General features: G+C 44.5%; 12 protein-coding genes. 10 read left to right on the forward strand and 2 right to left on the reverse strand.

All coding sequences use genetic code 11. From position 1 onward, the window contains the following. Positions 1–18 precede the first annotated feature (18 nt). Complete coding sequence (locus AACP44_RS03400) at positions 19–783, reverse strand: RNA methyltransferase (protein ID WP_339339019.1); 765 nt, start codon at positions 781–783, stop codon at positions 19–21. A gap of 127 nt (positions 784–910) precedes the next feature. On the opposite strand from AACP44_RS03400, the gene AACP44_RS03405 reads away from it, so the two are divergent. The 5 genes from AACP44_RS03405 (at position 911) to AACP44_RS03425 (ending at position 5,879) form a co-directional block, all read left to right on the forward strand. Further along, entirely contained in the window at positions 911–1,474 is a 564-nt protein-coding gene (locus tag AACP44_RS03405) for a DUF416 family protein (RefSeq protein ID WP_339339021.1), read from the forward strand. 190 nt (positions 1,475–1,664) lie between these two features. Then, a complete protein-coding gene (locus tag AACP44_RS03410) occupies positions 1,665–2,960 on the forward strand; it encodes an ammonium transporter (protein WP_339339023.1) in 1,296 nt (431 codons plus the stop codon). Between the two features lie 141 nt (positions 2,961–3,101). Continuing rightward, positions 3,102–3,335 (forward strand): glutaredoxin family protein, encoded by a 234-nt coding sequence (locus AACP44_RS03415; RefSeq protein WP_339339025.1) that lies wholly within the window; start codon positions 3,102–3,104, stop codon positions 3,333–3,335. A 341-nt stretch (positions 3,336–3,676) separates the two neighbouring features. After that, positions 3,677–3,901, forward strand: coding sequence for a hypothetical protein (locus AACP44_RS03420; protein WP_339339027.1), 225 nt, complete (start codon positions 3,677–3,679; stop codon positions 3,899–3,901). 82 nt (positions 3,902–3,983) lie between these two features. Beyond that, positions 3,984–5,879: an ATP-binding cassette domain-containing protein gene (locus AACP44_RS03425; RefSeq protein WP_339339029.1), complete on the forward strand. Its 1,896-nt coding sequence runs from the start codon at positions 3,984–3,986 to the stop codon at positions 5,877–5,879. Between the two features lie 4 nt (positions 5,880–5,883). Here the strand turns inward: AACP44_RS03425 and AACP44_RS03430 are convergent, their stop codons facing one another. Next, positions 5,884–6,321: a universal stress protein gene (locus tag AACP44_RS03430; RefSeq protein WP_339339031.1), complete on the reverse strand. Its 438-nt coding sequence runs from the start codon at positions 6,319–6,321 to the stop codon at positions 5,884–5,886. Positions 6,322–6,438: 117 nt separating this feature from the next. Here AACP44_RS03430 and AACP44_RS03435 point away from each other — a divergent pair, with 117 nt between their 5' ends. From AACP44_RS03435 to AACP44_RS03455, 5 genes are all read left to right on the forward strand, one after another. Beyond that, positions 6,439–6,933 (forward strand): hypothetical protein, encoded by a 495-nt coding sequence (locus AACP44_RS03435; RefSeq protein ID WP_339339033.1) that lies wholly within the window; start codon positions 6,439–6,441, stop codon positions 6,931–6,933. A gap of 68 nt (positions 6,934–7,001) precedes the next feature. Beyond that, positions 7,002–7,217, forward strand: coding sequence for a DUF1653 domain-containing protein (locus AACP44_RS03440; protein ID WP_339339035.1), 216 nt, complete (start codon positions 7,002–7,004; stop codon positions 7,215–7,217). Positions 7,218–7,455: 238 nt separating this feature from the next. Beyond that, positions 7,456–10,095, forward strand: coding sequence for a type I DNA topoisomerase (topA, locus tag AACP44_RS03445; protein ID WP_339339037.1), 2,640 nt, complete (start codon positions 7,456–7,458; stop codon positions 10,093–10,095). An 8-nt stretch (positions 10,096–10,103) separates the two neighbouring features. After that, the gene (locus AACP44_RS03450; RefSeq protein ID WP_339339038.1) at positions 10,104–10,607 is read left to right on the forward strand and encodes a DUF6586 family protein; all 504 of its coding nucleotides are present in this window, start codon (positions 10,104–10,106) and stop codon (positions 10,605–10,607) included. 128 nt (positions 10,608–10,735) lie between these two features. Next, a complete protein-coding gene (locus AACP44_RS03455; protein ID WP_339339040.1) occupies positions 10,736–10,996 on the forward strand; it encodes a hypothetical protein in 261 nt (86 codons plus the stop codon). Positions 10,997–11,288 lie beyond the last annotated feature (292 nt).

Below are 11,288 nucleotides of genomic sequence, written 5' to 3' on the forward strand. Positions count from 1 at the left end.
CCACTATTAAATCAACGTTCATACCACAGCGAATGCTATTAACGCTGCTGTTACAGCAACATTTAATGACTCAACACCGTTATTCATGGGTATCGCCAGTTGTTTATCCGACAATTGGTTAATCTCACTAGAAACACCATCAGTCTCGTTACCCAATACAAAAATCGTTGATTGCGCTGGTTGATAATCAAATAGCGAGTCGCTGGCATAAGAAGATAAAGTGCAGATAGATACGCCGTGATGTTTAAACTGTTGCAGCGCTTTGCTTAATGTGTCGCAGTGTATCAATGAGGCTTTGAATAGCGTGCCCGCGCTAGATTTAATAACCAGCGGCGAGAGTGACGCACACCCTTTGCGCGGGATAATAATGCCGTCAATAAAGCCAGCGCTGGCAGAACGAATAATCATGCCAAGGTTTTGCGGATTACTGATGTTGTCTAAGGCTATTAGCCGATAAGGTTCATTGTGATGTTGAATAAACTCATCCACCGATTGGTGTTGATCGATTTTAATATCGGCAGCTACACCTTGGTCCTGTTTGCCGTTACGTGAAATTCTGGAAAGTGCTTGACGGTTATGCCATTGGATTTCAATATTGCGCTGCTCAGCTAGCAATAATATTTGTTCAATAATGCCGCCGGATTTATTGGTTTCGGCTAAATGCAATTTATAGACATTAATACGGCTATCCTGCAGTGCTTCCAATACAGGTTTGCGACCATAAATAGTGAGAAGATTGTCAAAAAATGCGCGTTTTTGTTTATAGTCTGCTGAGTCTGTCATGCTACTGGCCAAGATGAGTGCGGCGCCCATGATAACAGTTCATGGCCCCGTGATTAAGTCTATCGAGAATGGCCTGATTGCTAGACAATTGAGGGCGCACAGTGGTCGTTGAAAATAGGAAAAACATGTGAAGAAGCCATCCAATAAAGACATGATTCAAAGTGAATGGAGATCCATCGCCTTTTCGACGGCTCTGGTGATGCGTATGTCTGGCAACTACCATTTGTTCTGCGAATTGACTGATGCGGGGGATGGTGAGGTATTTAGTAATATACTAAATCTGGTTTGGGAATCAGTGTCCGGGCAGAACCAGCGTATAGACTTTCAAAAGCAGTTGGAAAAGTTGGAGCTGATTACACCCGACCCAGTGGAATTTGACATGTATGGCGTCTGGCCTGCGCTTGATGCGGCGGTTGCTCTAAGCTCATTGTTGAATGTTTGTGAGCGCTGGGATCAAGCGGAACTTGACTCCATTGCGATATTATCCCGTTCCACGATTGAGCATTATCTTGAGGCTACCGATGAAGACTGTGTAGAGACGCATCCTCTGTTTCAGGCTGAAAAAGCTTGTAGCGAACAGTTGCATGCGATTATTAGTGAGCAGTCCTCACAAAGTCGACCCAAGGTCGTGGCGGCACTTAAGGCCGCGGTAAATCAGTGGGGTGTAACTAATATCGGTTTAGAGGTGTAAGCGGATTGCGTCTTGAGTCCTAGAGTCTTTATAATGCGTGGCTAAACTGCTGCAAAGTTCTAGGTTGTTGTTTCAAGCTTTAATGAAATCGCTAACTATAGCCAATAATATACATTAAAAATATAATATAAATTATTGATTATTATATAAAAATTACTTTTTTACAAAAAATTATATCAAGGGGAAACTTATGCGTTCTGTCACGTCACGTCTTGCAGTGTTGTTAACTGCAATCCTAGGGTCTGGCTTAGCAATAGCCGATGATGGTTTGAATGGGGCGAATACAGCCTGGATTCTTACCTCTACAGCATTGGTGTTGTTTATGACCCTGCCAGGGCTGGCACTATTTTATGGTGGGCTAGTCCGCTCTAAAAACGTTTTAAGTATCTTGATGCAATGTTTTGCTATCGCTTGTATTGCTTCTATTCTCTGGTTTGTTATTGGTTATGCCATTGCTTTTGGTGAAGGCGGGGATTATATCGGCAGTCTGGATAAAATGTTCTTGGCCGGTGTGATGGAAGGCTCGCTAAGTGGTGACCTACCAGAAACAGTCTTTGTTATGTTCCAGATGACCTTTGCGGTGATAACCCCTGCGTTAATCATTGGTGGTTTTGCTGAACGGATGAAATTTTCTGCGGTTATGTTGTTTTCGGCGCTCTGGCTGTTGGTAGTTTACGCACCAATCACCCACTGGGTTTGGGGCGGCGGCTGGTTGGGCCAAATGGGCCTACTGGATTTCGCTGGCGGTACCGTCGTTCATATTACCGCAGGTGTTGCTGCTTTGGTCGCGGCATTGGTGCTTGGTAATCGTAGAGGCTTTGGCGACACAGCGATGCCTCCGCATAATATGACCATGACTATTACCGGTGCAGGTATGCTGTGGGTGGGCTGGTTTGGCTTTAACGCGGGTAGTGCTTTGGCAGCCAATGGTGATGCCGGTATGGCTATGTTGGTCACCCATCTTTCTGCCGCCACCGGTGCTTTCACCTGGTTATGTATTGAATGGCTTAAGTACGGCAAACCCAGTGCATTGGGTGCAGTAACCGGTATGGTTGCCGGTTTGGGTACAATTACTCCTGCCTCCGGTTTTGTCGGTCCTGCGGGTGCCATCGTTATTGGCTTTAGTGCAGGTCTTGTTTGTTTCTATGCCACGCTAGCTATCAAGCAAAAATTGAATATTGATGACTCCTTGGATGTTTTCCCCGTGCACGGTGTGGGTGGTATTTTGGGTACGTTTATGGCGGGTATTTTTGCCAGCTCTGAACTAGGTCTCTTCAGCGGGCAGGGCCTGGCTGAAGGTATGACCATTTCTAGCCAGCTTGCTGTTCAGTTAACGGGTATTGCTGCTACTTTTATCTACACCGCTATAGTGACCTATATCCTATTGAAGCTTGTTAAGGTATTGGTTGGTTTGCGTGTCACTGAAGATGAAGAAACCGAAGGTCTCGATGTGGTCGCTCACAATGAGCGTGGCTACGATCTTTAAGTTCTGATTGGGTTCGTTTTAAAGGCCCGGCTTAGGCTGGGCTTTTTTCTGTCTAGAAAACCGGTTTGGTAGCATTAATAGCAGTTGTAGCTGGTTCTATGGCTCGATAAAATGCTTTGCCTCACTGGCTAGTGAATATTTATGAAACAACTTATTTTATACAGCACCGTGGGCTGTCATCTCTGTGAACAGGCGCTGGCACTGATTGAGCCAGTAATAGGCTCGGAGTATCAAATGATTGAAATCGATATCAGTGATTCGGATGACCTGATGAACCGCTACGGTATACGCATTCCTGTTATTGCCAGAAGTGATAGTGGCGCTGAAATAGCTTGGCCCTTTGATCAACAGCAGTTTTTAGCATTTATGGCTTAGTTATTTTCTTTTGGTCAGGTAGCTAGCGTAATCTTCTTATATTGACTCGCCATAGGCAGGTGGCATTTGGGTAGGGGTGGTAATTTCTATGCCTAGCATCACTTTATATTTATCCCGTAAAGTCCATCGCGGGTATTGCCTTGTCCGAAATGACTATTGCAACTATGGGGCCGCAATGGGATCGCCGTTGGATGGTGGTTGATGATCATGGAAGATTTTTAACCCAACGCCAATTACCATTAATGTGTTTATTGTCTTGATATCTGATTAATGGCTAGTTAACGCTATCTTTTGAAAACCAGACCATAACGGTTAAGCAAGGTTCTACTTCTAAAATTGCTGTGATTGTTTGGGATGTCCTGGTTGAAGCAGAAGATTTTGGCGAAGAGGTAGCCTATTGGTTGTCTGATATTTTAAATTATTCCTGTCGCCTGGTTTTTATGCCTCAACAGGCTCGGCGTTTGGTTGCTTATCCTCGGCGCGATGGCGAGGTTTATTTAGGCCAGAATTTAATTCATCGAGGTCTTGGCAAAATTTCGGTTGGGGATAGTGTGGTCGTTATTTAGCCGCAGGTATTGCAAATAGTCATGGTTTATTCATTGATTTATCCAGGCGGACTCAATGCCTCGGAAGTAAGGAAATCAAACAATGCCGTTATTACGGGTTACTGATCTAAGCTTGGCCTATGGCCATCATGTGTTGCTAGAGCAGGCTAACATGCAATTTTATAAGGGTGATCGCATCTGTCTGGTGGGGAGAAACGGTGCCGGTAAATCGACCTTTATGAAGTTGATTGAAGGTGTGATTAAACCCGACAGCGGCAGTCTTTGGCAGCGACCCTCGCTGCGTATTGCAAGGCTTGAGCAGGAGCTCCCCAAGGCTGACAAGCAAACGGTGATGCAGGTAGTGTCTTCCGGTTTGCAGGAAATCGGCGATCTGATGCTGGAGTATGATGCTCTTGTCGGACAGCAGTTGGACGATGCCGGCTTAAAAAAACTGGAACAGTTACAGCATCAAATAGAAGCTAAGGATGGCTGGAGCTATCAGCAGCGAATTGATGAAGTGCTAAGTCGCTTGGCGCTTCCTGCTGATAAAGTTATGTCCACTCTATCCGGTGGCTGGCGTCGACGGGTAGCCCTGGCCAAAGTGTTAGTCACGGCGCCGGATTTATTACTGCTTGATGAGCCGACTAATCACCTCGATATCGAAACCATTGAATGGTTGGAAAAACAGTTATTGGATTTTACTGGAGCGGTACTGTTTATCACCCACGATAGAGCGCTGGTACGTCGATTGGCGACAAAAATTATTGAGCTGGATCGCGGTCATCTGCGGTTATACCAATGTGGTTACAATAACTACTTAGCGGAACGCGCCCATTTACTAGCAGTGGAAGAGCAACAAAACGCTTTATTTGATAAAAAACTAGCTCAGGAAGAGGTTTGGATACGACAGGGTATCAAAGCCCGCAGAACTCGTAATGAAGGCCGTGTGCGGGCGCTGAAAAAGCTTAGGGAAGAACGCTCAGAGCGTCGTGTAGTGCAAGGCACTGCCAAAATCAATGTCGAGGCGGCTAGCAGGTCGGGCAAGTTGGTGGCCAAGGCCGTTAATATCAGTCATCATTTTGATGACAATATGCTGATTAAAGACCTGAGTTTCAATATTATTCGCGGCGATAAAATCGGTTTGCTGGGTCCTAACGGTGCCGGTAAGACCACCTTATTAAACATTATCCTCGGTGAAATAGCGCCATCTAAAGGTACCATCAGTCTAGGTAGCAAGCTCGATATTGCCTACTTTGATCAGATGCGTGATCAGTTGGATGATGAAAAAACCATTGTTGATATTGTTGGGCAAGGTCGTGAAAGTATTGAAATCAACGGTAAATCTCGACATATTTTAAGTTATCTATCAAATTTTTTATTCTCGCCGGAGCGCGCAAGAACACCATTAAAGGCATTGTCAGGCGGCGAGAGGAATCGGGTTCAATTGGCGTTATTGTTCAGTCTGCCGGCCAATATTCTGGTTCTGGATGAACCGACCAATGATTTAGATGTTGAGACCTTAGAATTGTTAGAGGCTGTATTGGTAGAATTTTCCGGCACTATACTGTTGGTTAGTCACGATCGTGATTTTATGGACAATGTAGTCACTGGCACTTTGGCCTTTGAGGGTAATGCTACTGTGCGTGAGTATGTAGGCGGATATAAAGATTGGTTGCGTCAGGGTGGTAGTTTTGATTCGCAAGCTGTAGAGGCTAAAAAACCGACTGAACTTGTTGCGACAGATAAAAAACAAAAAACGCCTGTTGAGAAAAAAGCCACTAAAAAACTAAGCTATAAAGAACAACGAGAATTAGAAGCCTTACCCGCAAAAATTGAAGCGCTTGAGCAACAGCAGCAAGCATTAACCACGGAAACTACCGCCGCGGAATTTTATCAGCAAGAGCATAGTGTGGTTACTGAAAGACTAGAAGAACTGACTGTGATTACCCAAGAGCTCGAAGCTTGTTATGAGCGCTGGGTTGAGCTGGGCGAAGACTAGAGGGTTAAGATTCATTAACTCGAACAGCTAACACGTCGCAGGTGGCGCCATGTAGCACACCATTGGCGGTGGAGCCCAATAATAAAGCAATCCCGCGGCGACCATGACTACCGACCACAACAAGGTCGGCATTGAGATGTTGAGCTAGCGAGTGAATTTCATTTTCGGCCTGACCAATAACAATATGCTGATTTTCTGAGGCTATGGCATATTTATTGGCAAATTCGTTCATTTTGTTTTTGGTCTGACTTTGGATTTCATTTTGAATGCTAGAGAAATCCATCGGAATATCGCCAGCATAGGCAAAGTTGAGTGGTTCGATAACATGTATGATATGCAGTGCGGCATGGTTGGCAGTGGCGATGGCTAGGGCTTTTTCAGCGATCGGGTTGCCTTCATCGGATAAGTCGGTAGCCAGTAAAATCGTTTGATAGTTGCTCATAGCTTGATCCTTTTTGCTGTGTAGAGGGTCTGAAATGTTTACATCCACTATATTTAAAGCAAATACTGTGTGCCTAGTTATCACATACAATAATTATTGGAGAGTTGGAGAGTAAACTTGAGTTATTTGATTATCGTTATTGTTGTCATGCTTGTACTCTCTCCCGTTTTTTGGATTATGCCAAGCCCAGCGCAAAAGCGTCAAATGCAGTTGCGCCAGCAGGCCATGACACTGGGTTTTATAGTAAAAATCACTGACCTGCCGCAATCACATCGTGCCAAAGTGCGTAAAGAGAAAGTCGAGCAGGGCGTCGCTTATCGACTACCTTGGGAAGTGAAGCGAAAGCATCCGCAAGGTGGTGAATACCTATTAATGAGAGACACTGCTGAAACGCCATCAGGCTTGGATAATTCAAACTTTAGTCGGCAAATGCACTTGCTGATGCAGGATACTTTGCTGCAACTACCCAATTCAGTCGTGGCGCTCGAATATGCTGCCCCGGGGCTAGCCTTATATTGGCGTGAGCATGGCGATGTGGAGCTTATTAGTAGCTTATATCAACAGTTAATCGAGTTACGTCGTGCTGTGCTTGATCTTGAGTCTTCGATTTAATCGTTGTATTTATTCTTTATCATGTTCTATATAGAAGCAAGACTATTAAAGACAATCGGGAAACCTCTATGAATGAGCTACGTAACGGGTTTTATCGGCATTATAAGGGTAACGATTATCAAGTAATTGGCGTGGCAGGGCATACCGAAACTGGCGAGCCTATGGTGGTTTATAAAGCCCTCTATGGCGAGATGGGCTTGTGGGTGCGGCCTCTTAGTATGTTTATTGAGCAGGTTGAGATCGATGACGTCAGCCGGCCGCGTTTTGAGTTTATCCATGAATAATTTTTTTTGGGCCTGAATCCTGTCTTTATTCAAAACCCCCATTTAAAGATAAAACCAATAATAATCATGGGCTTAGATTCGTTTGTTAAAATGATATCTGGCACTAAAACAGCGCGATAAAGCCGTTGCCTAAAAATAAAAACTGTTATCAATTGCTTGACCCAGCCGTAAACAGACCTTATATATGTCGCCTCGTTGCCACATTGGCAATGAAATTTTGTCATCACAGAAGGGTAATATGGGTAAATCACTGGTCATTGTGGAGTCTCCTGCGAAAGCAAAGACGATTAATAAGTATCTGGGTAATGATTACATTGTTAAATCCAGCGTAGGGCATATCAGAGACCTGCCTACATCAGGTAGCAAAAAAGCAGATCCCAAAGAGCGTGCTAAAGCGGCTGCCAAAACCCGTAAAATGGCCCCCGAAAAAAAAGCGGCTTATAAAAAGAAAAAAAGCCGTGAGCAGTTAATCGCTCGTATGGGTATTGATCCTGGCAAAAATTGGGAAGCCAAGTACGAAATACTCCCTGCCAAAGAAAAAGTGGTTACCGAATTACAAAAGTTGGCTGAAAAAGCCGATACAATTTATCTCGCAACGGATTTGGACCGCGAGGGAGAGGCGATTGCCTGGCACTTACAGCAAGCCATTGGCGGTGATGAAAGTCGTTATCGCCGGGTTGTGTTTAACGAAATCACCAAAAAAGCCATTACCGAGGCTTTTGAGGTGCCTGGTGAGTTAGACACTCATCGGGTTAATGCCCAACAAGCTCGCCGCTTTTTGGATCGTGTTGTGGGCTATATGGTTTCACCCCTGTTATGGTCAAAGATTGCCCGTGGTATCTCTGCCGGTCGGGTGCAGTCAGTTGCCACCCGTTTAATCGTTGAGCGTGAGCAGGAGATCCGTGCCTTTATTCCTGAAGAGTTCTGGCAAGTATTTGCACAAACTATGGCCGATGGCACGCCGTTACGTTTAGAGGTCAAAAAGCAAAACGACAAGGCGTTTCGTCCTACCAGCGAAGATGAAACTAATACCGTATTAACTTCGTTAAAACAGCAATCTTTTATTGTTAGCAAGCGCGAAGATAAGCCAACCAAATCTAAGCCCTCGGCACCGTTTATTACCTCAACGTTGCAGCAATCAGCTAGTACCCGTTTGGGCTTTGGGGTGAAAAAAACCATGATGATGGCGCAGCGACTTTATGAAGCTGGCTACATTACCTATATGCGTACCGATTCCACCAATTTAAGTGCTGATGCAGTCGCTGCTTGTCGTGACTTTATTGAATCCAACCACGGTAAGAAATATTTGCCTGAAGGGCCGGTGAGTTACTCCAGTAAAGAAGGTGCGCAAGAAGCCCACGAAGCGATTCGACCTTCGGATGTCAATGTTAAACCTACCCAATTACAAAAAATGGAGCGCGATGCCGAACGTTTGTATGAATTAATTTGGCGTCAATTTGTCGCCTGCCAAATGGTAGCGGCTGAATTTACTAGCAGTAGCATTGTGGTAACTGCTGGTGAATTTGAATTGCGTACTCGTGGCAGAGTGATGCGCTTTGATGGTTTTACCAAAGTGTTGCCACCGGTATCAAAAAAGGAAGAAGACGTTATTCTTCCCGATATAAAAGTCAACGATCAATTAACGCTTGAGAAGCTTGAACCCAGCCAACACTTTACCAAACCAACCCCTCGTTATGGAGAGGCCAGTTTGGTCAAAGAACTGGAAAAACGTGGTATTGGTCGCCCATCTACCTATGCCTCGATTATTTCCACGATTCAAGATCGCGGCTATGTGCGTGTTGAAAATCGCCGTTTTTATGCAGAAAAAATGGGTGATGTCGTCACCGAGCGATTGATAGAAAGCTTTAGCGACCTTATGGATTATAGTTTTACCGCGAAAATGGAAGAGCAATTAGATGAAGTAGCCGAAGGCCAACTTGACTGGAAGGACTTGTTAAACCAGTTCTATAGCGACTTTACTCATAAGTTAGAAATTGCCGGATCGGCAGAGGGTGGTATGCGCAGCAATGACCCGACCGAAACCAATATCGCCTGTCCGAACCCTGATTGTAATCGACATATGCAGATTCGCACCGCTAGTACAGGAGTTTTTTTGGGTTGCTCTGGTTATGCCTTGCCGCCTAAAGAACGGTGTAAGACGACGGTCAACCTAGTGTCTGGTGATGAAGTTGTCAGCGTGGATGATGATGAAGGTGAATCCCGCTTACTATTGAACAAACATCGCTGCAAACTGTGTAATACCGCGATGGATAGCTATCTAATCGACGAGCATCGCAAACTTCATATCTGCGGCAACAACCCCGACTGCCCAGGTTATGAGGTTGAGCAGGGTAGTTTTAAGATTAAAGGCTATGAAGGGCCAGTACTGGATTGTGATAAATGTGGTGCAGAAATGCAGCTTAAATCCGGTCGTTTTGGCAAGTATTTTGGATGTACCGAATGTAAAAATACTCGTAAGTTATTAAGAAGTGGTGAGCCAGCGCCACCTAAAATGGACCCAGTGCCCATGCCGGAATTATTGTGCGTAAAAGTGGATGACCATTATGTATTACGCGATGGTGCATCCGGTATGTTTTTAGCGGCGAGTAATTTCCCCAAAAACCGTGAAACTCGGGCGCCGCTGGTGGAAGAAATTTTGCCGCATAAGCAAGCTATTGATCAGAAGTATAAGCATCTATTTAAAGCGCCTATAGAAGATTCTGATGGCAATAAGACCGTTATTCGCTACAGCCGTAAAACCAAAGAGCAATATGTTCAGACCGAGATAGACGGCAAACCTTCGGGATGGAAGGCGTTTTACCAGGGCGGTAAATGGATAGTTGAGGAAGGTAAAACCAAGACTAAAAAAAGGAAGTGAGCTAGCTTATGGCTAATGCGCAGCGCCCAGTAGTCAACCAGCGGCTTTATTTTGTTGGTCTGCATATTGAATGGTTGGCTGAGCAACTGGCGAACCAGATGATTGCTAAAACAGTGCTTGAGCAATCTCTGGGTGAGTCCGTATTATTTCATCTTATTAAAACCTATCAAGCCTACTTGGCGGAAATTGCTGCGGCCTATACTGTTCCGCTAACGGATTTTACTAATGCCAAACAGCTACTAGAGCTTTTAGAAGTAGAAGGGCGGCAGTCATCTGAGGCGCTGGAATTGTATGAGCTGGAGGCTGCAGATAGTTGGTTAAACAAACTCCAGCGCCAATATCACAGTATTGGTCCGGTAGATCGCAGCGGCACTGGCTCACAAAACAGTCAGATTGTGGCTATTTCTAACTCTGATAATCGCAACACATTAGATTTAGAGAGTATTAAACATTACTGGCAGCAGCTCACGGCGATCATTGATAATCAGCGTGAACGGCTAGAAGAGTGGTAAATTTTCTCTGTATTAGCCAGTTCCACTAAAAAACGCACAGCATCTTTCGCTCACTAAGTAGTGCTGTTAGAATAGCTTACTAGTAAATATCATCATGATATTTAATTTTGACTATTCAGGGTATTGTTGTGACGTCACCTTTTTTAGAAATTGTCCAGTTAGCCGATGGCGAGATTGTGTTACAACGGTCTGATCAGGAAGGCTCTCCTCTGGTAGAAATTCGCTTTTCTGAAGCCTCAAAAGAGTATATTGGTGACACCGGTATTGATATTGCCAAGGCAATGATTCAGGCTGGCATCAAGGCCGTGGCTCATTTAAATGAAGACAGGTTTGAGCAGGCCGATGGTGAGATTGTCTTTAATGAAAGTGAAGAGCACGTTTTGCATTAAGTTGTAACATAGTTGAAGAAGCGTTATTTGAATAAGGGTTAGGAATTTCAATTCTTAACCCTTTATATTACTAAGAACCTCTTATTTTAATAAACAGATAGGGTTCTGCTATTTCAACAGTTAGAAATTAGAGTAAGAATTTTAAATTTAACGATTCTTATTGCTCTGAGAAAGCACGGAAGCAGCGAGGGCCTTTGTATCATCGCTATACTTGCTACTAATTAGTGCTTTAGACGCTATTGAGCGTATTTAAGAGGTACTCATTATGAGCCCAACTCAATCCTTTACACCA

This window comes from uncultured Oceanicoccus sp. (assembly GCF_963968385.1).
GTDB lineage: Bacteria > Pseudomonadota > Gammaproteobacteria > Pseudomonadales > Dasaniaceae > Oceanicoccus.

Coding starts and splice junctions, on each gene's coding strand:
- AACP44_RS03400 (WP_339339019.1), bottom strand. CDS start 783: ATGACAGACTCAGCAGACTATAAACAAAAACGCGCATTTTTTGACAAT.
- AACP44_RS03410 (WP_339339023.1), top strand. CDS start 1,665: ATGCGTTCTGTCACGTCACGTCTTGCAGTGTTGTTAACTGCAATCCTA.
- AACP44_RS03415 (WP_339339025.1), top strand. CDS start 3,102: ATGAAACAACTTATTTTATACAGCACCGTGGGCTGTCATCTCTGTGAA.
- AACP44_RS03425 (WP_339339029.1), top strand. CDS start 3,984: ATGCCGTTATTACGGGTTACTGATCTAAGCTTGGCCTATGGCCATCAT.
- AACP44_RS03430 (WP_339339031.1), bottom strand. CDS start 6,321: ATGAGCAACTATCAAACGATTTTACTGGCTACCGACTTATCCGATGAA.
- AACP44_RS03440 (WP_339339035.1), top strand. CDS start 7,002: ATGAATGAGCTACGTAACGGGTTTTATCGGCATTATAAGGGTAACGAT.
- topA (WP_339339037.1), top strand. CDS start 7,456: ATGGGTAAATCACTGGTCATTGTGGAGTCTCCTGCGAAAGCAAAGACG.
- AACP44_RS03450 (WP_339339038.1), top strand. CDS start 10,104: ATGGCTAATGCGCAGCGCCCAGTAGTCAACCAGCGGCTTTATTTTGTT.